Source organism: Streptomyces sp. NPDC058619, assembly GCF_042717785.1.
Taxonomy (GTDB): Bacteria; Actinomycetota; Actinomycetes; order Streptomycetales; family Streptomycetaceae; genus Streptomyces.
This window is the reverse complement of record NZ_JBHXQN010000034.1, coordinates 48,894-68,168: the sequence shown is the minus strand read 5'-3', so window position 1 is coordinate 68,168 and position 19,275 is coordinate 48,894. Positions and strand designations below refer to the sequence as shown.

The 19,275-nt window shown below is 74.6% G+C and carries 16 protein-coding genes; 12 read left to right on the top strand and 4 right to left on the bottom strand.

Annotated features, from left to right (window positions below; genetic code table 11):
• Positions 1-174: 174 nt before the first annotated feature.
• Positions 175-1,251, top strand: coding sequence for a LacI family DNA-binding transcriptional regulator (locus tag ACFWTC_RS27050; RefSeq protein WP_383931457.1), 1,077 nt, complete (start codon positions 175-177; stop codon positions 1,249-1,251).
• Positions 1,248-2,054 carry a sugar phosphate isomerase/epimerase family protein gene (locus ACFWTC_RS27045; protein ID WP_384074740.1) on the top strand — a complete coding sequence of 269 codons (807 nt, stop codon included), beginning with the start codon at positions 1,248-1,250 and terminating at the stop codon, positions 2,052-2,054. Before ACFWTC_RS27050 ends, ACFWTC_RS27045 begins: the two co-directional genes overlap by 4 nt.
• Before the next feature lie 1,025 nt (positions 2,055-3,079).
• Here the strand turns inward: ACFWTC_RS27045 and ACFWTC_RS27040 are convergent.
• A complete protein-coding gene (locus tag ACFWTC_RS27040; RefSeq protein WP_383931451.1) occupies positions 3,080-4,207 on the bottom strand; it encodes a substrate-binding domain-containing protein in 1,128 nt (375 codons plus the stop codon).
• A gap of 278 nt (positions 4,208-4,485) precedes the next feature.
• On the opposite strand from ACFWTC_RS27040, the gene ACFWTC_RS27035 reads away from it, so the two are divergent.
• From ACFWTC_RS27035 to ACFWTC_RS27015, 5 genes are all read left to right on the top strand, one after another.
• Positions 4,486-6,282 carry a beta-galactosidase family protein gene (locus ACFWTC_RS27035; protein WP_383931447.1) on the top strand — a complete coding sequence of 599 codons (1,797 nt, stop codon included), beginning with the start codon at positions 4,486-4,488 and terminating at the stop codon, positions 6,280-6,282.
• Between the two features lie 14 nt (positions 6,283-6,296).
• Complete coding sequence (galT, locus tag ACFWTC_RS27030; RefSeq protein WP_383931444.1) at positions 6,297-7,334, top strand: galactose-1-phosphate uridylyltransferase; 1,038 nt, start codon at positions 6,297-6,299, stop codon at positions 7,332-7,334.
• Positions 7,331-8,491 carry a galactokinase gene (galK, locus tag ACFWTC_RS27025; RefSeq protein WP_384074737.1) on the top strand — a complete coding sequence of 387 codons (1,161 nt, stop codon included), beginning with the start codon at positions 7,331-7,333 and terminating at the stop codon, positions 8,489-8,491. The genes galT and galK overlap by 4 nt, the downstream gene beginning before the upstream one ends.
• A 314-nt stretch (positions 8,492-8,805) precedes the next feature.
• The gene (locus tag ACFWTC_RS27020) at positions 8,806-9,756 is read left to right on the top strand and encodes an aldo/keto reductase (RefSeq protein WP_383931439.1); all 951 of its coding nucleotides are present in this window, start codon (positions 8,806-8,808) and stop codon (positions 9,754-9,756) included.
• Positions 9,753-10,739: a D-2-hydroxyacid dehydrogenase family protein gene (locus ACFWTC_RS27015; RefSeq protein ID WP_384074734.1), complete on the top strand. Its 987-nt coding sequence runs from the start codon at positions 9,753-9,755 to the stop codon at positions 10,737-10,739. The genes ACFWTC_RS27020 and ACFWTC_RS27015 overlap by 4 nt, the downstream gene beginning before the upstream one ends.
• Positions 10,740-10,818: 79 nt before the next feature.
• Here the strand turns inward: ACFWTC_RS27015 and ACFWTC_RS27010 are convergent, their stop codons facing one another.
• The 3 genes from ACFWTC_RS27010 to ACFWTC_RS27000 form a co-directional block, all read right to left on the bottom strand.
• Positions 10,819-11,685: an ABC transporter permease gene (locus tag ACFWTC_RS27010; protein WP_384074731.1), complete on the bottom strand. Its 867-nt coding sequence runs from the start codon at positions 11,683-11,685 to the stop codon at positions 10,819-10,821.
• Positions 11,682-14,477 carry an alpha/beta fold hydrolase gene (locus ACFWTC_RS27005; protein WP_384074728.1) on the bottom strand — a complete coding sequence of 932 codons (2,796 nt, stop codon included), beginning with the start codon at positions 14,475-14,477 and terminating at the stop codon, positions 11,682-11,684. Before ACFWTC_RS27005 ends, ACFWTC_RS27010 begins: the two co-directional genes overlap by 4 nt.
• 155 nt (positions 14,478-14,632) lie before the next feature.
• Positions 14,633-14,869: a hypothetical protein gene (locus ACFWTC_RS27000; RefSeq protein ID WP_383933450.1), complete on the bottom strand. Its 237-nt coding sequence runs from the start codon at positions 14,867-14,869 to the stop codon at positions 14,633-14,635.
• 105 nt (positions 14,870-14,974) lie between these two features.
• On the opposite strand from ACFWTC_RS27000, the gene ACFWTC_RS26995 reads away from it, so the two are divergent.
• The 5 genes from ACFWTC_RS26995 to ACFWTC_RS26975 all read left to right on the top strand — a co-directional run bounded on the left by ACFWTC_RS26995 (position 14,975) and on the right by ACFWTC_RS26975 (position 19,254).
• Entirely contained in the window at positions 14,975-16,510 is a 1,536-nt protein-coding gene (locus ACFWTC_RS26995) for an ATP-dependent DNA ligase (RefSeq protein WP_383933452.1), read from the top strand.
• A 178-nt stretch (positions 16,511-16,688) separates the two neighbouring features.
• Positions 16,689-17,393 (top strand): helix-turn-helix domain-containing protein, encoded by a 705-nt coding sequence (locus ACFWTC_RS26990; protein ID WP_383933454.1) that lies wholly within the window; start codon positions 16,689-16,691, stop codon positions 17,391-17,393.
• A 34-nt stretch (positions 17,394-17,427) separates the two neighbouring features.
• Positions 17,428-17,631, top strand: coding sequence for a DUF6126 family protein (locus ACFWTC_RS26985; RefSeq protein WP_383933456.1), 204 nt, complete (start codon positions 17,428-17,430; stop codon positions 17,629-17,631).
• A gap of 64 nt (positions 17,632-17,695) precedes the next feature.
• Positions 17,696-18,778 (top strand): dihydrodipicolinate reductase, encoded by a 1,083-nt coding sequence (locus ACFWTC_RS26980; RefSeq protein ID WP_384074725.1) that lies wholly within the window; start codon positions 17,696-17,698, stop codon positions 18,776-18,778.
• Positions 18,775-19,254 carry a carboxymuconolactone decarboxylase family protein gene (locus ACFWTC_RS26975; RefSeq protein ID WP_383932757.1) on the top strand — a complete coding sequence of 160 codons (480 nt, stop codon included), beginning with the start codon at positions 18,775-18,777 and terminating at the stop codon, positions 19,252-19,254. Before ACFWTC_RS26980 ends, ACFWTC_RS26975 begins: the two co-directional genes overlap by 4 nt.
• Positions 19,255-19,275 lie beyond the last annotated feature (21 nt).

Below are 19,275 nucleotides of genomic sequence, written 5' to 3'. Positions count from 1 at the left end.
CTGGATTTCGGTGAGCGCTCCGTAGAAAGCGCTTTCTATCCGATCAGGCTATGGCGCGTGACGCTGCTGATGCAACACCCGTACGGGTGATAGAAAGCGCTTGCTGAATCGGGCACCATGGACTCACACGCCGGATGAGACGATGACCCGGGACGGATAGAGGAGGGGTGCAGCATGGCGGTGACTCTCGCCGAGGTTGCGGCGCGGGCGGGTGTTTCGCCGGCCACGGTCTCTCGCGTACTGAACGGCGGATACCCGGTGGCCGGGGGCACGCGGACCCGGGTGGAGCAGGCGGTCGAAGACCTCGGCTATGTGGCCAACGGCCCCGCTCGCGCGCTCGCGGCGGCCACCTCCGACCTCGTCGGCGTGCTCGTCCACGATGTCGCGGACAGCTTCTTCGGGATCCTCGCCAGCTCCCTGCAGAGCGCGCTCGCTCCCGCCGGCCCGTCGGACGGGCGCCGACTCGCCGTCGTCTGCAACACACAGGGCGCCCCCGAGGCCGAACTGGCCTACCTCGCACTCCTGGAGGGTCAGCGCGCCGGAGGGATCGTTCTCACCGGCGGCGCTGCCGAGGAGCCCGGACACGCGGCCGCGCTCGCCGCCCGTGTCACACGCATAGCCGCCGGCGGTGTTCCCGTCGTCCTGTGCGGGCGCCCCCCGCTGCCGCTTCCGGCCGACCTGCCCGTGGCCACGGTGATGTTCGACGACCGGGGCGGCGCCTTCCGGCTCGCCGAACACCTCCTGGCACTCGGCCACCGCCGCATCGCCTACGTCGCCGGACCTCCGGGGCTCAGCACCACCCGGGAGCGCATCGAGGGACACCGTGCGGCCCTGACGCGGCATGACCCGGGTCTGGCCGATGCCTGTGCCCCGCTCACGGTGCACGCGGGGTTCGAGCGGGCCGCGGGCTTCGACGCCACCCGCGAACTGCTCCGGCGCGGGGAGCACTTCACCGCCGTCGCCGCCGCCAATGACACCGTCGCCACGGGCGTCGCCGCCGCCCTGCGGGACGCGGGGATACGGATTCCCGAGGAGGTGTCCGTCGCGGGTTTCGACGACCTGCCGTTCTGCGTGGACACCGCACCCGCCCTCACCACCGTCCGGGTGCCGCTGCGGGAGGCGGGGACCCTGGCTGCTCAGCTGGTCACCGGGCGCAGACCACTGCCGCCCGGCGGCCTCACCACCCTGCCCACCGAACTGATGGTGCGCGGCTCCACCGGGCCGCCTCCGACGGAAGGGAGCCGCCCGTGAAGTACGCCTTCTCCACGCTCGGCGTGCCGGGCACCCCGCTCGACCGCAGCGCGGGCCTGGCGGCCACGCACGGGTTCGACGGCCTCGAACTGCGGGCCCATGCGGAGGAACCCCTGCATCCGGACAGTTCGCCCGCCGAGCGCGCCGCCGGGCTGCGGACCCTCACCCGGGAGGGTGTGCGTGTCCTCGGGGTCGCCGGGTACGTCCGGGTGGCCGCCGCCGGCGCCGACGAGCGCGTCCTCGCCGACCTGCGCGGGCTGGTCCGGCTCGCCTCCGACCTCGAAGCCCCGTACGTACGGGTCTTCGCCGGTGGCGCCGAGCTGCCTCCGGCCGCCGCGGATGCCAACGCCGTACGGCGGCTGCTGGCCACCGCGCCGTACGCGGAGCGCCACGGCGTACGGGTGCTGCTGGAAACGCACGACTCCCACCGGACCGGGGCGGCGGTGGCGCGGGTGCTGGACCGGGTCGCCCAGCCGGGGGTTGGTGCGCTGTGGGACGTACTGCACACCTGGCTGGGAGGCGAGACGCCGGCCGAGTCGCGGCGGGCGCTCGGGGCACACGTGGGCTACGTCCAGGTGAAGGACGTGGCCTCGGCCCGGGAGCTCGCCCCGGTCGGGCTCGGGTCAGGGGTGTTGCCGCTCGCCGAGGTGGTGGCCTCGCTGCCGGCGGACGGGTGGGTCTGCTGGGAGTACGAGAAACGGTGGTACCCCGAGGCGGCCGAGTTGGCGGGGCAGCTCGCACGGGGCCGGCGGTACCTCCAGGAACTGGAGGGCGGCCGGACCCCGGTAACTCCGGCCGAATAGCCGGGCCGACCACGGTCCCGCCGGGGCTCGCCCCGCACGCAAGGCCCGGCGGGACCGAGGCGGCGCACCTTCCGGTGCCCCTCAGGTGCCCCTCCCTGCCGCTGCTGTGGTGTGTGGATCCGGCTCCCGGCCTGGGCCACGGCGTGTCGCTCCAGTTCCGTGCTTCGGCCGCGCCCCACCTCACGCGCTGCCTGCCCGGGTCGCCGCGCGCCACTCGGGGCTCGTGCGTCGGTCCCGGGCTTGCCGCTTGTGCGTGGCGCCTGGGCCGCAGGGGTGCCGCTCTGGGCTCGTGCTTCGGCCGCGGGCTTGCCGCTTGCGCGTGTTGCCTGGGCTGCTGGGCTGCCGGGGTGGCCGCTCTGGGCTCGGGCTTCGGCACCGGGCCTGCCGTTCGCGCGTGTTGCCTGGCCAGTGGTGTGCCGTTCGGGATTCGTGGTTCGGTCGGGGCCGGCCGTTCGCGCTTCCTGCCTGGGTCGAGGTGTGCCGCTCCAGGCTCGGTGGTTGTGCCCGGGGCGGTGGGAGGTGTGGCGGGGTTGCAGGGCTCTGTCCCGGGCCCCGGGCCCTAATCGCCGGAGGGGCTGGAGGGGGATCCGCGGTGCTTCGGGCGAGGGCCCGCCGCTCGTGCTTGCTTCCTGCCTCCGCCGGGACGTATCGCCTGCCTTCTTGCCCTCCGCCGCGGTCCAGCGCTTCTGTTCCCGGCTCCGTCCGGCGTACTGCCCTTCGGTGCCGGTGCCGGTGCGGGTGTCGCTCTGGGCGAAGGCTGCGCCGGGTGTGCCGCCTCGGTGGCGGCGAATGGTGCCGCTCCACCGTGGGGTGGCTGGAGTGGGCGCCTCTCGCCCCGGCACGCCCCGGCCCCGGCCCTGGCCCGCCGTCCGCAGCCTGCCGCCCGACCGAAGGGAACCCGTTCCATGCGTGGCGTCCGTGGTCAGCCCCCGGCTTGCCCCGCCGCCCTTTCGGCCTGCCCCGGTCCCGTGGGGCGGGAGGGGGTGATCGAATCGATCGATTGCGGGGGAGCGGCCGCCGCGTCGTCAGGGGCGGATGGTCAGTCTCGGGAGGAGTTCCAGGTGTTGGCGGGGGCCGGCCTCCGGGTCCCCGTCCGCGAGCAGCCGGTCCAGCAGCAGGCCCGCTGCCCGGGCGCCCACCTCGTGCTTCGCGGGTGCCACCGCCGAGAGTGGTACGTCGGCCATGCCGGCCACCTCGTCGTCGTACGTGATCACTGCCAGGTCCTCCGGCACCCGCACGCCGCGGGCCGTGAGCCGGGGGATCAGCATGATCGCGTCCGTGTCGCTGTGGATCAGTGCCGCGGTCACCCCGCCCCCGGTCACCGCGTCGCACAGGTATTCCAGGGTCCGGGCGAAGCGGTCGGCCTCCGACAGGGGGTCCGGTCCGGCCGCGGACCACGGCGGGGCCTGCTCCAGTCCGAGGGCGGCCACCGCGGCCTCGTACCCGGCCCGCAGCCGTGCCGTCGTCGGGGTGGTCCGGCTGGCCAGGGCGATCCGCCGGTGGCCCAGTCCGGCCAGGTGCTGCACGGCCCGGGCCGCGCCGTGGGCGTGGTCCGACGCGACCCGGTCCAGTGCTGCCGCCGGATGCCCCGGCGGCGCCCAGCGCTCCACCAGGACCGTCGGGACCGGGAGTTCCGCCGCCCAGGCGCCTTCCTCGGGCCCCGGCGACCCGGCCTCCCAGTTCGGCGTCAGCAGCAGTCCGTGCGCCCCGGTCGACAGCAGCCGGTCCGCCTGGGTCCGGTCCTCGCCCGGCAGGTACCGGGTCAGCCCCACGGTCAGCCGGGCGCCGCGCGCCTCGACCGCTTCGCGGGCGCCGCGGACGACGTCCGCGTAGTAGTACTCCGTCGTCGGCACCACCATCCCGACCACGAGTCCCTCCCCGCCGCCGGTGCGGCCCGCGGCGACCCGGGCGGTTGCGGCGGCCGTCGCCTGCGCTCCCGTCCGGTGTGCGGCCGGGCCGTGCGCCGGGTCGACCCGGCTGATCACCCCGTGCATGCGCTGGATCTCGCCCCGGGCCGTCATCGCCTCGATGTCCCGCCGCAGCGTGACGGGGGAGATGCCGAGCTCCCGGGCCAGGTCCGCCACGCGCACGCTGCCGCGCGCCCGGACGAGGGTGAGTACGCGGGCCTGGCGCTGGTCTACGTGCGGTCTCAAGTGTCCCCCTGCTGTCTGCGCGGTCACGGTGGGCCGGTCCGGCGCGGGAATCGGAGCGTACGGGTACGCGCGGGACGTACGGGTGCGCGAGGGTGCGTACGGGTACGCACGGGTGCGTGCGGGGCGCCCAGCGACATCATAAGCATTTGATTCGATCGAATCGATCGAATCTGATCAACTGGTCATTGACGGTGCGGCCGGTACGTTCATATATTCGGTGGCGCCCGCACCTCTCGCCCGCACCGAACGCCGTCTCGACCTCTCCCGGGAGTCAGCGCATGCTCACGCACGACCAGGACGGATTCCGGCGCGCAGGCCGGCCCCACCGCATCGTCTCCGGGGCCCTGCACTACTTCCGCGTCCACCCGGACCTGTGGGAGGACAGACTGCGGCGGCTGCGCGCCCTGGGCGTGAACACCGTCGACACGTACGTCCCGTGGAACTTCCACGAGACGGCCCCCGGCAAGGCGGACTTCACCGGCCCGCGCGACCTCGCCCGCTTCCTGCGCCTGGCCCGGGACGCCGGCCTCGACGCCATCGTCCGCCCCGGCCCCTACATCTGCGCCGAATGGGACTTCGGCGGTCTGCCCGCGCGGCTCCTCGCCGTCGACGGCCTCCACCTTCGCTGCTCCGACCCGCGCTTCGAGGCCGAGGTGGACGGCTGGTTCGACGCCGTGGTCCCCGAACTGCTGCCCCTGCTCGCGAGCCGCGGCGGCCCGGTGGTGGCCGTACAGATAGAGAACGAGTACGGCTCGTACGGCGACGACGTCCGCTACCGCGCCCACGTGGAGCGGGCACTCGTCGAACGCGGCGTCGACTGCCTGCTCTTCACGGCGGACGGTCCCGAGGACGCCATGCTCCAGGGCGGGATGGTCCCCGGCCGCCTCGCCACCGCCACCTTCGGTGCCCGGCCCGCCGAACGGCTCGACGCCCTGCGCCGCTACCAGCGGACCGGCCCGCTCGCCGCCATGGAGTTCTGGATCGGCTGGTTCGACCACTGGGGCGAGGACCACCACGTCCGCGAGGTCGAGGACGCGGCCGGCTCCCTCGACGAACTCCTCGCCACCGGCGCGTCCGTCAACCTCTACATGGCCCACGGCGGCACCAACTTCGGCTTCTGGGCCGGTGCCAACCACACCGGATCGCGTCCCGGCGAGCCCGGCTACGAACCCACCGTCACCAGCTACGACTACGACGCACCCATCGGTGAGGCCGGCGAGCTCACGCCCAAGTTCCACGCGTTCCGCGAGGTCATCGGCAAGTACCTGCCCCTGCCCGACGAACCGCTGCCCGAGCCGCTGCCCCGCATGACCCCGGCCCTCGCCGCGCCCGCCGGCACCGCGGTGCTGCTCGCCGGCCTCGACCGCCTCGCCGGCCCGCCCGTGCTGCGCGCCGCGCCCGAGTCCATGGAGCGGCTCGGGCAGAGCCACGGCCTGATCCACTACCGCACCTCGATCACCGGCCCGCGCCCCGCGATGCCCGTCCGGATCGACGGCCTCGGTGACCGCGCGTACGTCTTCGCCGACGGGGTCCCGCTCGGCGTCCTCGACCGCAACGCGCCCGACGAGGGCCTCGACCTGCCCGTCGGCGAGGCCGGCGTGGTCCTCGACGTCCTCGTACGGGCCCAGGGGCGGGTCAACTACGGGCCGCTCCTCGACGACCGCAAGGGCATCTGGCGCGGCGTCCGGCACGGCCACCAACAGCTCTTCGAATGGGAGATCCGACCGCTGCCCCTCACCGACCTGACCGCGCTCGACTGGTCCGGGGACCCCGCCGCAGGCGCGGCAGCCGAGGGAGGACCGGCCTTCCACCGCCACCTCCACACCCCGGATGCCCCGGCCGACGCCTTCGTCGACGTATCGGGCTGGGGCACCGGCCTGGTGTGGCTGAACGGTTTCCTCCTCGGCCACTACGACACCCCGCGCGGTCCGCAGCGCACCCTCTACGCCCCCGGCCCCCTCTGGCGTGCCGGGGAGAACGAGATCATCGTCCTCGAATGCGAGCGCCCCGGCACCGAACTGCCGCTGCGCGACCAGCCCGACCTCGGACGCCCCAAGGTCGTCACCCTCCAGTGAGAGAAGCTCGCCACGTGAAGCGCACGAGCGCCCGTCTCGCCGACGGCCGTGAGATCCTCTACTACGACACCGACGGGGGCGCTGCCCGCGCCTTCCCCGACACCCGTCCCCTCGGCGCCTCCGCGAGCGCCTCTGAGGTCCGCCGCGACCCGCTGCTCGGCGACCCCGTGGTCATCGCCTCGCACCGCCAGGGCCGTACCTACCACCCGCCCGCCGACGAGTGCCCCCTGTGCCCCTCCATCGGAGGGCGCGCGAGCGAAGTCCCGGCGCCCGACTACGAGGTGGCCGTCTTCGAGAACCGCTTCCCGTCCCTCGCCGGGGACACCGGCCGCTGCGAGGTCATCTGCTTCACGCCCGAGCACCTGACCTCCTTCGCCGAACTCGACGAGGAGCGCGCCGCCCTGGTGCTCGCCGCCTGGACCGACCGCACCGCCGAACTGTCCGCCCGCGAAGGCGTCCGGCAGGTCTACTGCTTCGAGAACCGGGGCGCCGAGATCGGCGTCACCCTCGCCCACCCGCACGGCCAGATCTACGCCTTCCCGTTCGTCACCGCGCGCACCACCCGGATGCAGGCCACCGTCGAGGAGCACCGTTCCCGCACCGGCGGCAACCTCTTCGACGAGGTCCTGGCCGGCGAACGCGCCGACGGCTCGCGGATCGTACTGGAGGGGGAGCACTGGACCGCCTTCGTTCCGTACGCGGCCCGCTGGCCGTACGAGGTCCACCTCTATCCGAACCGCCGGGTCCCCGACCTGCCCGCCCTCGGCGACGCGGCCCGCGCCGAGTTCCCCCGCGTCTACCTGGAGCTGCTGCGCCGCTTCGACCGGCTCTTCGACCGGCCCGAACCGACCCCGTACATCTCCGCCTGGCACCAGGCGCCGACGGGGAGCGGGCGCGGAGACTTCGCGCTCCACCTGGAGCTCTTCACGGTCCGCCGCACCGCGGACAAGCTCAAGTACCTCGCCGGGACCGAATCCGGCATGGAGGCCTACATGAACGACGTCCGGCCCGAGGACGCGGCCGCGCGCCTGCGCGAGGTGGCGAGCCGGTGAGCGCGGTGGCCCGGGAGTTCCGGGAGCTGTACGGGTACCTGCCCGAGGGGGTCTGGGCGGCGCCGGGGCGCGTGAACCTGATCGGCGAACACACCGACTACAACGACGGTTTCGTCCTGCCCTTCGCGCTGCCGCAGCGCACGGAGGTCGCCGCCGCCCGGCGCGGTGACGGGATCCTCAGGCTCCACTCGGCCGACGCCCCCTCGGGCGCGGTGTCCCTCGACGTCGCCGGTATCGATCCGGCGCGTCCCCCGCAGGGCGCCGCGAGCTGGTCCGCGTACCCGGCGGGGGTGGTGTGGGCGCTGCTGGACGCGGGCCTTCCGGTCGGGGGCGGCGCCGACCTCCACGTCCGGTCCGAGGTGCCGACCGGGGCCGGGCTCTCGTCCTCCGCGGCCCTGGAAGTGGCCGTCGGGCTGGCCCTGACCGACCTGTACGGGCTCGCGCCGACCCGCCCCGAACTGGCGGCGCTCGCCCGGCGCGCCGAGAACGCGTACGTCGGGGTCCCGTGCGGGGTCATGGACCAGATGGCCTCGGCCTGTGCCACCGAGGGGCACGCCCTGTACCTGGACACCCGGAGCCTCGAACAGCGGCACGTCCCCTTCGACTGCGCGGCGGCGGGCCTGCGCCTGCTCGTCATCGACACCCGGGTCAAGCACGCCCTGGCCGACGGGGCGTACGCGCAGCGCCGGGCGTCGTGCCACGAGGCGGCCGCCGCGCTCGGCGTACCCGCCCTGCGCGACCTGCCGTACGACGGACTGGAGCATGCCCTGGCGGGCCTCGCCGACCCCGTCCACCGCAAGCGCGTCCGGCACGTCGTCACCGAGAACGAACGGGTCGTACGGATCGTGGAGCTGCTGCGCTCCGGCCGGGTGCGGGAGGCCGGTCCGCTGCTCACCGAGGGGCACGCCTCCCTGCGCGACGACTACGAGGTGTCCTGCCCGGAGCTCGACCTCGCCGTCTCCGCGGCCACCGCGGCGGGGGCGTACGGCTCCCGGATGACGGGCGGCGGGTTCGGCGGCTCGGCACTCGCCCTGATCGACGCGGACGCGGAGCCGGAGGTGGGCCGGGCGGTGACCGAGGCCTTCCGCGGGGCGGGCTACGCACCGCCCCGCATCACGACGGCGGCCCCGTCGGCCGGCGCGGTCCGCCTGCGGTAGCCGCGAGCCCGGGGCCGGACGGCGTGCAGCCCGGTGGGTCGAGGTACATCAGCGCCCCCTCGGCCAGGACGAGCTGGGCCGGCCGGGCGGCAGCATGTCATCGGCCCCCGGCAGCAACTCGGCGGCGTGGGCGCGGGCGTACAGGGGAGTGGGGAGGGTCTGCGGGACGCCGCGCAGCCTGCGGCCGGGAGCGGTACCGCCCAGGGGATCTCACATCAGGCCATGGCTTGCCCAAGTCGGTGTGGTCGTCAAGGTGCGGGTGGGGTAACTTCGCGGCGATCACGTGACGCCACGAGAGCGGAGAAACGGAACCCATGCGCTATCTCTCCCTGGGCAGTTCAGGCCTGAAGGTCTCCGCCGTCGGACTCGGCTGCAACAACTTCGGCGGCCGCCTCGACGCCCAGGCCACCCGCGCCGTCGTCGACGCCGCTCTCGACGCGGGCATCACCCTCCTGGACACCGCCGACATCTACGGCGGTGGCGGCGGCTCGGAACGCCACCTCGGCCAGGCCCTCAAGGGCCGCCGCGACCAGGTCGTGCTCGCCACCAAGTTCGGCTTCGCGGGCATGGACATGGAGTACGGGCCCGCCGCGGGCTCGCGCGGCGGCCGGGCCTACGTCCGGCGGGCCGTCGAGGAGTCCCTGCGCCGCCTGGACACCGACCACATCGACCTGTACCAGCTGCACAGCCCCGACCCGGCCACGCCCGTCGCCGAGACCCTCACCGCGCTCACCGAACTCGTCGCCGAGGGCAAGGTGCGCTACATCGGCCACTCCAACTTCAGCGGCTGGCAGCTCGCCGAGGCCGCCCACGTCGCCCGCGAAACGGGCGCGACGCCCTTCGTGTCGGCGCAGAACGAGTGGTCCCTCCTGCAACGCTCCGCCGAGCGCGAGCTCGTCCCCGCGGCCCTGCACTACGGGGTCGGCGTCCTGCCCTACTTCCCCCTCGCCAACGGCCTCCTGACGGGCAAGATCCGCCGCGGCGCGCCCGTCCCGGCCGGCTCGCGCCTCGAAGGCCGTGACGGCTACCTCACCGAGGAACGCCTCGACGTGGTCGAAGGCCTGGCCGCGCTCGCGGAGGAGCACGGGCGCAGCGTGCTCGAACTCGCGGTCGGCTGGCTCTCCGCGCAGCCCGGCTGCGCCTCCGTCATCGCGGGAGCCACCTCGCCCGAGCAGGTGCGGGCCAACGCGGCCGTCGCCGACCGGCCCCTGGACGCCGAGCTGCTCACCGCGATCGACGCCGTGGCACCGGGCGCCCGCGCGTGAACCGTCCCCGGGCCGGCGGGAGCGGCCTGCTGCGCTGCGCCGTTCTCGACGACTACCAGGAGGCCGCGACCACCCTCGCCGACTGGGGCCCGGTCGCGGGCCGGGTGGAGGTGGTGACGTTCACGGACCACCTCTCCGACGAGGACCGGCTCGCGGCGCGCTTGGCCGACTTCGACATCGTCGTCACCCTGCGCGAGCGCCTGCTCTTCCCGGCCTCCCTGCTCGACCGGCTGCCCCGCCTCGCGCTGCTCGTGGCCAGCGGCATGCGCAACTCGGTGATCGACTACGCCGCCGCCGCGCGCAACGGGGTCACCGTCTGCGGCACGGCCAGCTCCGGCACCCCGCCCGTCGAACTGACCTGGGCGCTGCTGCTCGGCCTGGCCCGGGGCATCGTCCCGGAGAACACCGCCCTGCGCACCGGCGGGCCGTGGCAGAGCACCCTGGGCGCCGACCTGCACGGCCGCCGGCTCGGGCTCCTCGGGCTGGGCAGGATCGGCAGCCGGGTCGCCCGGGTCGGGCTGGCCTTCGGCATGGACGTGGTGGCCTGGAGCCGCAACCTCACGGACGGGCGGGCCGCGGAGGTCGGCGTACGCCGCGCCGGATCCAAGGAGGAACTGCTGGCGGGGAGCGACTTCGTCTCGGTCCACCTCGCCCTCGGGGACCGCACCAGGGGCCTGCTCGGCGCACCCGAGCTCGCCCTGATGCGGCCGACCGCCTACCTGGTCAACACGTCGCGGGCAGCCATCGTCGACCAGGACGCGCTCCTCGACGCCCTGCACGCCGGCCGGATCGCAGGCGCCGGCCTCGACGTCTTCGACACCGAGCCGCTGCCGGAGGACCACCCGCTGCGCACCGCCCCGCGACTCCTGGCGACGCCGCACCTCGGCTACGTGACGCGGGCCAACTACGCCACGTACTACGGCGAAGCCGTCGAGGACATCGCCGCGTTCCTCGACGGCTCGCCCGTACGCGTCCTGCCGTGACGGACCGGGGCCCGCCCGCCCGGGCCCCGTCCGCTCCGGGCCCGCGGGCCCGGGTCCCGCCGGGTCGGGGCGCTCCCGGTCAGGACGTGATGTCCTTGCGGGAGAAGCCCCGGAAGGCCAGGGCGAACAGCACCAGCGCGTAGGACACCGACACCGCGGTCCCCTTGACCATCCCGCCCCACTCCAGCTGCGGCTGCAGCGCGTCCGCCCAGGCGAACTGCCAGTGCGCCGGGAGGAACTCCCGCCACGACCCCAGGGCCGTCACCGCGTCCAGCACGTTGCCGACGATCGTCAGCCCGACCGCGCCGCCCACCGCACCGAGCGGGGCATCCGTCCGCGTCGACAGCCAGAACGCCAGCCCCGCCGTGACCAGCTGCGACACGAAGACGAAGGCGACCGCCAGCGCGAGCCGAGGCACCGTCTCCGAGGCCGCGAGCGCCCCGCCCGTGGGCAGCTTCAGCGGCCCCCAGCCGTACGCCGCCGTGCCCGCCGCCAGAGCCACCACCGGCAGCAGCACCATCGCCGCCAGGCTGAACCCCAGCGCCACCACGAGCTTGCTCCACAGCAGCCGGGCCCGCGGTACCGGCGAGGCCAGCAGGTAGCGCAGCGAGGACCAGCTCGCCTCCGAGGCCACCGTGTCCCCGCAGAACAGCGCCACCGGCACCACCAGCAGGAAGCCAGCCGAGACGAACAGGCAGGTCGCGGCGAAGTTCGCGCCCGAGGCGGTGGCCGTGTCGATCAGGGTGATCCGGCCGTTGCCGCCGCCCGGACCGTCGTCCGGCCCGCCCCCCACCGCGAACGCGATGATCATGAGGAACGGGAGTGCGGCGAGCACCCCGCCCATCACCAGCGTCCGCCGCCGGCGCCACTGCCGCAGCGCCTCCACCCGCAACGGCAGGGTCCGGCCCGGCCGGTAGCCGGGCGCGGTCTCCTGGACGGCACTCATGCCGAACCTCCGATCAGCGTCAGGAACGCGTCCTCCAGCCGGCGGTGCGGCCCCACTCCGGACACCGGCACCTCCAGCCGTACGAGTTCGGCGATCAGCTCCGTGGCCGTCGCGCCTTCGAGCCGTACGAGCAGCCCGTCGTCGGCGGCCACCACGGACCCCACTCCCTCCAGGGCCGCCACCTTCTCGACGGCCACCTCGTCCACCGGCCCCGCCAGCGTCACCAGCAGGGTGTCCCCGCCACCGGTGATCTCCGCGACCGCGCCCGCCTGGACGAGCCGGCCGCGGTCCATGACCACCAGGTGGGTGCAGGACTGCTCCACCTCGGACAGCAGGTGGCTGGAGACGATGACCGTCCGCCCGCCGGCGGCGTAGCGGATCATCACGTCCCGCATCTCCCGGATCTGCGGCGGGTCCAGACCGTTCGTCGGCTCGTCGAGGATCAGCAGGTCCGGCATGCCGAGCATGGCCTGCGCGATCGCGAGCCGCTGGCGCATGCCCTGCGAGTACGTGCGCACCGCGCGCTCCAGCGCGTCGCCGAGGCCCGCGATCTCCAGCGCCTCCGCCATCTGCGAGTCCTCGGCGGGCCTGCCGGTGGCCTGCCAGTACAGCTCCAGGTTGGCGCGGCCCGTCAGGTGCGGCAGGAAGCCCGCGCCCTCGACGAACGCACCGACCCGGGACAGCACCGGGGCCCCGGCCCGCACCGCGTGGCCGAACACCCGGATCTCACCGGCGTCCGGGGAGATGAGCCCCATCAGCATCCGCAGCGTGGTGGTCTTGCCGGCGCCGTTGGGGCCGAGCAGGCCCAGGACCTGGCCCTTCTCCACCCGGAACGACAGGTCCCGTACCGCGTACCGGTCCTGGGCCTTCGCGTACCGCTTGGTCAGCCCCGTGATCTCCAGCGGTACGCCGGCCAGCGCGGGCTCCGGAGCGGGTGACCCGCCGAGCCCTCCGCCACCGCTCCGGCCGCCGGTCCGCCGGATCCCGAGCAGCGCCGCGGCCAGCGCGACCGCGCCCAGCGGGAGCCCCCAAGTCCAGGCGGGCAGCCCGGACGAGGCGGTGCGCACCCCCGCGGCCACGGGAACGGCCAGCGGCCCCTCGGCCGTGACCGTGTACACGGCGGGCGCCGCCGGGGTCGCGTAGCCGAGGTCGGTCGCGGCGACCACCAGGCGCAGCCGGTGCCCCGCCTCGACCGCGTGGTCGATCGCGGGCAGCCGCAGCTCGACGGTCCGGCCCTGCTGCGCGTCCTCCACCCGTACCGGTGCGACGAGCCGGCTGGGCAGCACCTGCTGCCGTCCGTCCGGCCCCACGTCGTACACCTTGCCGAACAGGACGGCCGATCCGTCGGCAGCCGTCGACCTCACGTTCAGGGTGACGGTCGGGGTTCCGGTGATCCGTACGTCCTCGGCCAGCGGCTCCGATTCGAACCGCGCGTTCTGACCCGGGAAGTCCAGGGACAGGCCCGCCCCGAAGGCCGCGAGCTGACCGCCGATGCCCGGCAGCGAGGACAGCGCGGGCGGCGCGCCGCCCGCCGGATTGGCGAAGCTCTGCCCGCGCCCGGACAGGGCGAACCGCTCCGGGCCCGAGGCGAGACCCGGGTAGCGGTCGCCCTCCGCGCCGCGCAGCGTCACCTGCCCGTCGGTGGAGTCGATGCCGCCGGAGCGCGAGACGCGGAACGCCGGACCGGTGTCCGCGCCGCCGTCGTCCTTCAGGTAGCGGTCGAACCAGGCGGCCACCCGGGCGTTCGCCCGGCCGGTCTCCCGCATCCCGCCGTCGTGGCCGCCGGCCGCCCAGTCCACCGCGACGGGCGCGCCGTTCGCCGCGATGGCCGTGGCCATGGCATCGGCCTGGTCCAACGGGAAGAGGGAGTCGTCCTGGCCCTGCACGATCAGGGTGGGCACCTTGATCTTGCCGCCGACGGTGGAGGGGCTGCGGCCCTCCAGCAGCGCGCGGGCCTCGGCGTCGGGCTTGCCCGCCACCGCGACCCGCTCGTACATCGCGCACAGCTCGGGCTGGAACCGGCCGCAGCCGGGAGCGGCCGGAGGTTCCGCCGCCTGGGTTCCGCCCGGGGCCGCGTCCTGCCCGGTCGGTGCCTGCTGAGAGGGCGCCTGCCGGGCCGGTGCGTCCTGGGCCGGTGCCTGCCCGGACTGCTGGAGGCCCTCGGCGGATCCGGTGGTGAAGAAGATTCCCGCCCACAGCTTCTTGAAGACGCCCCCGGGGAAGAGAGAGTCGGCGAGGTTCCAGTAGGTGATCTGGGGGGCGATCGCGTCCACCCGCGCGTCGTACCCGGCGGCCAGCAGCGAGACCGCCCCGCCGTAGGACGCCCCGGACACGCCGACGCGCGGATCGCCGGCCGCGTCGAGGCGCACCTCGGGCCGGGTCGCGAGCCAGTCGACGAGCCGTGAGACGTCCTTGACCTCGTGCTCCGGGTCGTTGAGCCCGATCCGGCCGCCGGAGCGGCCGAAGCCGCGCGCCGACCAGGTCAGGACGGCGTACCCGTCGCGGGCCAGCTGCTCGGCCTGGGCCCGGACGTCGTCCTTGCTGCCGCCGAAGCCGTGCCCGAGGAGCACGGCGGGCCGTTTCCCCCCGCCGGCCTCCCCGCCGCCCGCGGTGAAGTACGAGGTGTCGATGCCGGCGCCGGGCATGTCCAGTACGCGGTCCTCGCGGTGTACGGCCGGCGCGTCGCCGGCCGCGGCCGCGGCGGTCCACGTACCGGCTCCCGCGACGACGGCGAGCGCGGCCGCGCCCGCGATCAGGCGGCTGCGGCGGCGCCGGGGCAGTCGGAGCTTCATGTGGGAACCCTAATCGCAGCCCGCCCCGTGCCCGAGCGCCCGCAGGGGGATGTCCCGCCCTTCCCGAGGAGTACGCGCGCCGCCCGGCGTACCGCGCCTGCGGTACGCCGGGCGGCGCGCGGGCGGCCGGACCCCTCCGCGTGCGCCCGGTCTGCTCAGCCCGTGTGCCAGTGGAACTTCCCGCCGCCGACCCACCGGACCTCGCCCGGGTCGTCCAGGTCGTGGATCGTGATGCCGAGGGCCGCGGCGGCCAGGAGCACGTCCGTCATGGCTCTCGCGGTGCCGACGACCTCGCCGTCGATCTCCACGATGCGAAACGGCGGGTTGCCGGGCTGTACGCCGCCCACGCTGACCCGCGCCGAGGGGATGTAGGGACTCGCGCTTTCCGTCATGCGGAGATCGCTTCCACGTCCGGGCCGGACGTAATCGCGGTCGGTGGTGCGCCCGGATTCCGGGGCCGACCTGCGGGGCGCGCCGTCCGGCGGGAGGATGGCCGCATGCTGCTGGCCGAGGTCGCGCGCGTGTCCCGGGAGGTCGCCGAGACCTCCGCCCGCTCCCGCAAGTCCGCCCTCCTCGCGGAGGTCTTCGGCGCCGCGCCGCCCGGGGAGGCGGCGCTGGTGATCTCCTACCTCGCCGGACGGCTCCCGCAGGGCCGTCCGGGCGTCGGCTGGCGCGTGCTGGCCCGGGAGGTCGAACCGGCCGCGGCCCCCACGCTGACCGTCCGCGCGGTCGACGAGGCGGTGACCGCGCTGGCCGCCGTCGCGGGCCCCGGGGCGCAGGCCGAGCGGCGCCGCGTCCTCGACGGCCTGCTGGGGGCGGCCACCGGGGACGAGCAGGCGTTCCTGCGCAGCCTGCTCTCCGGCGAGGTGCGCCAGGGCGCGCTCGACGCCGTGGCGCTGGACGGCGTGGCCGCCGCCGCCGGAGTACCGGCGGCCGGCCTGCGCCGGGCCGTGATGCTGGACGGCTCGCTGCCCCGGGTGGCCGCGGCGGTGCTGGCCGGGGGCGCGGAGGCACTCGGCGGCTTCACCCTCCGCGTCGGGCAGCCCGTCCAGCCGATGCTGGCCGCAACCGCCGCGTCGGTGGCCGGGGCCCTGGAGGCGCTGGGCCCCTGCGCGGTGGAGGAGAAGCTCGACGGCGTACGGGTACAGGTCCACCGCGACGGGGACGGCGTACGGGTGTACACGCGTTCCCTGGACGAGATCACCGGGCGGCTGCCGGAGGTGGCCGAGCTGGCCCGGTCGCTGCCGGGGGAGCGGTTCATCCTCGACGGCGAGGTCATCGGCCGGGCGCCGGACGGGCGCCCGGTCCCCTTCCAGGAGGTGGCGAGCCGCGTGGGTTCCCGTACCGACGTGGAGGCGGCCCGCCGGACGCTCCCGCTGGAGGCCCGCTTCTTCGACGTCCTCGTCTGCGGGGACACGGTCCTGCTCGACCTGCCGGTGCGCGAGCGGCACGAGGCCCTGTCCGCCCTGGTGCCCGAGTCCGCCCGGGTCCGGCGGCTCGTCGTCGACGATCCTGCCGCGCAGGCCGCCGAGGCCGAGGAGTTCTGGAGGCAGACCCTGCTCCGGGGCCACGAGGGGGTGATGGTCAAAGCCCTCGACTCCGCCTACGCCGCGGGCCGGCGCGGCCGGAACTGGCTGAAGGTGAAACCGGTGCACACCCTGGACCTGGTGGTGCTCGCCGCCGAGTGGGGCCACGGACGGCGCACCGGCCTGCTGTCGAACCTGCACCTGGGGGCGCGGGCCGCCGACGGCGGGTACGCCATGCTCGGCAAGACCTTCAAGGGGCTCACCGACGAGATGCTGCGCTGGCAGACCGGCGCGCTGGGCGAGCTGGCCGTCTCGGACGACGGGTTCACGGTCCGGGTGCGGCCCGAGCTGGTGGTGGAGATCGCCTACGACGGCCTCCAGCACTCCCCGCGCTACCCCGCCGGGGTCGCGCTGCGCTTCGCACGGGTGCTGCGGCACCGCCCGGACAAGACAGCGGAGCAGGCCGATACGGTGGAGACGGTGCTGGGGCAGGGCACGGCGGGCTGACGCCGAAGCCACCCCCGGAGCTTCCCCCGGGGCGACGCCCGGGACGAGCTGCCGGGGCGGCCCGTCGGGGTCGGTCGTCGGACGGTAGGAGACGGGCAGTTGACGGCGGCCGTCGGGGGAATTTGCCTCAGAGGCAAGGTCGATTGCCAGGAGGGCAACTCTCTGGCTCAATCGGTACATGACACCCGGTCCCGCACCCGGCCCCGATGACGCGGCCGACCCGCTCGACAGCGCCGCCACCGTCGGCCGTCCCGACACCGCCGGCCGTCCCACCACCGAAGCGGACCGCGGCTCCGACGAGCTGACCACCGTGGCCCCGCAGCTGCGCGAGCTGCGCCGCCGCGCCGGACTCACCCTCGAAGCCGCCGCCGCCCGGGCCCGGCTCTCGCCGGCCCACCTGTCCCGCCTGGAGACCGGCCGGCGCCAGCCCTCGCTGCCGCTCCTGCTCGGCCTCGCCCGTACCTACGGCACGACCGTCTCCGAACTGCTCGGCGAGACCCCCGCCGTCGCCGACCCCATCGTACGGGCCGGTGCGCCGGGGGCCCGCGAGGCCGATGGGTGGACGTACTGGCAGGCGGGCGGCTCCGGGCGCGGGATGCAGGCGCTGCGCGTGCACGTCCCGTACGCCCGCGGCAGGGAGGACCTGGTCCGCGTGCATCCCGGCGAGGAGTGGCTGTACGTCCTGAAGGGGCGGCTGCGGCTGCACCTCGGCGAGGCCGAGCACCTGCTGGAACCGGGGGACAGCGCGCACTTCGACTCGCTCACCCCGCACCGCATCGCCGCGGCCGGCCCCGACGGGGCCGACCTGCTGTTCGTCCACACCCTGCTGCAGAGCAGCCTCGCCGGGCTCTGTCTCGGCGGCGCGACCACGCACGACCGATAGCCGAGGAGCCGTACCCGTGTCCCAGGGAGAGAACATGCCGCACGTGACAGAGGCCGCGCAGCCCGCCGGGGCGTCCCGGGGGGCCGTGGAGGAGTCCGCGCCGACGGGCGTCCGCGCCCGCATCGAGTCGAAGTTCCCGCGCGGTTTGGTGATCCGGCTCATCGCCTACTTGTTCGTCGGCCACCTCTTCGCCTTCTTCGTCTACCTCCTCTTCGTCCTGGGGGCCGAGAACCAGTGACGGCGGGCCCATCTTTCCGCTCGCGGCTCTAGGAACCTGCAGGTCCTGTCGCTACCCTCCGCGCATGATTTCCACGGTTGTCTGGGGTACCGGCAACGTCGGCCGTTTGGCCATCCGCGCCGTCGAGGCCCATCCGGCACTGAAACTCACCGCTGTCATCGTCCACGATCCAGCCAAGGTCGGCCGCGACGCGGGCGAACTCGGCCAACTCGACCACCCGTTGGGGGTCGCGGCCACCGACGACATCGAAGCCGTCCTCGCCGCCGGCCCGCGGGCCGTGGTCTACGCGGCCTCCGGGGACGTCCGCCCCGACGACGCGCTGGCCGACATCACCCGGGCGGTCCGCTCCGGCGCCGTCGTCGTCAGCCCCGCGCTCTACCCGCTGTACGACCACCGCAGCGCCCCCGCCGAGTTCCGGGACCCGGTGCTGGCCGCGGTCGCCGAGGGCGGCGGCTCCCTCTTCGCCTCCGGCGTCGACCCCGGCTGGGGCAACGACGTGCTGCCGCTGCTGCTCAGCGGGCTCGGCACCACCGTCGACGTGATCCGCTGCCAGGAGATCTTCGACTACTCCACGTACGACCAGCAGGACTCCGTGCGCTACCTCATCGGCATGGGCCAGCCCATGGACTACGAGCCCATGATGCTCCTGCCCTCGATCCCCACGATGGTGTGGGGCGGGCAGGTGCGGATGATGGCGCGGGCGCTCGGCGTCGAACTCGACGAGATACGCGAGACGTTGGAACGGCGGGCGCTGGACACCACCGTCACCACCCGGACCATGGGCGAGTTCGAGGCCGGGACGCAGGGCGCCGTCCGCTTCGAGGTGCAGGGCATCGTCGAGGGCGAACCCCGCATCGTCATCGAGCACGTCACCCGCATCCACGCCTCGTGCGCCCCGGACTGGCCGTCACCGCCCGACGGGGGCGACGGCGCCCACCGCGTCGTCATCGAGGGCCGTCCCCGCATCGAGGTCACGATCGAGGCCACCGACGAGGGGGAGAACCGCTCCGCCGGCGGGAACGCCACCGCCGTCGGCCGCCTGGTCGGCGCCATCGACTGGCTCGCCGAGGCCGAACCGGGCCTCTACGACGCCCTCGACGTCCCGATGCGCCCCGCCGTCGGAAAACTCGGAAGGAAACAGCCATGAGGATCGACATCCCCGAAGGCCAGCATCCGATCGAGTACGTGTGGGGCGACATGGTCCCCGGCATCGGCATGGCCGCGGCCAACTTCTCCCTGTCCGTGTACGCCCACACCACCCTGGGTCTGCGCGAGTTCGAGGCCGCCCGGCTGCGCGTCGCGCAGATCAACGGGTGCGTCTTCTGCCTGGACTGGCGCACCGAGCGCGAGGGCGAGAAGGTCGAGGAGGAGTTCTCCGACGCCGTGACGGAGTGGCGCACCACGGACCGCTTCGACGAGCGGACCCGTCTGGCGGCGGAGTACGCCGAGCGCTACACCCTCGACCACCACGGGCTCGACGACGAGTTCTGGGACCGGATGAAGGGGTCCTACAGTCAGCTCGAGATCGTCGAGCTGACCATGAGCATCGGGTCCTGGCTGGCCTTCGGCCGGCTCAACCACGTGCTCGGCCTCGACAGCGTCTGCATGCTGCCGGGCCACTGACATGGGTTCGGGGCCGATCGG

Excerpts from the sequence above, each read along its gene's own strand:
- ACFWTC_RS27050 (WP_383931457.1), top strand. The coding sequence starts at position 175 with ATGGCGGTGACTCTCGCCGAGGTTGCGGCGCGGGCGGGTGTTTCGCCG.
- ACFWTC_RS27035 (WP_383931447.1), top strand. The coding sequence starts at position 4,486 with ATGCTCACGCACGACCAGGACGGATTCCGGCGCGCAGGCCGGCCCCAC.
- ACFWTC_RS27020 (WP_383931439.1), top strand. The coding sequence starts at position 8,806 with ATGCGCTATCTCTCCCTGGGCAGTTCAGGCCTGAAGGTCTCCGCCGTC.
- ACFWTC_RS27010 (WP_384074731.1), bottom strand. The coding sequence starts at position 11,685 with ATGAGTGCCGTCCAGGAGACCGCGCCCGGCTACCGGCCGGGCCGGACC.
- ACFWTC_RS27005 (WP_384074728.1), bottom strand. The coding sequence starts at position 14,477 with ATGAAGCTCCGACTGCCCCGGCGCCGCCGCAGCCGCCTGATCGCGGGC.
- ACFWTC_RS27000 (WP_383933450.1), bottom strand. The coding sequence starts at position 14,869 with ATGACGGAAAGCGCGAGTCCCTACATCCCCTCGGCGCGGGTCAGCGTG.
- ACFWTC_RS26995 (WP_383933452.1), top strand. The coding sequence starts at position 14,975 with ATGCTGCTGGCCGAGGTCGCGCGCGTGTCCCGGGAGGTCGCCGAGACC.
- ACFWTC_RS26990 (WP_383933454.1), top strand. The coding sequence starts at position 16,689 with ATGACACCCGGTCCCGCACCCGGCCCCGATGACGCGGCCGACCCGCTC.
- ACFWTC_RS26985 (WP_383933456.1), top strand. The coding sequence starts at position 17,428 with ATGCCGCACGTGACAGAGGCCGCGCAGCCCGCCGGGGCGTCCCGGGGG.
- ACFWTC_RS26980 (WP_384074725.1), top strand. The coding sequence starts at position 17,696 with ATGATTTCCACGGTTGTCTGGGGTACCGGCAACGTCGGCCGTTTGGCC.
- ACFWTC_RS26975 (WP_383932757.1), top strand. The coding sequence starts at position 18,775 with ATGAGGATCGACATCCCCGAAGGCCAGCATCCGATCGAGTACGTGTGG.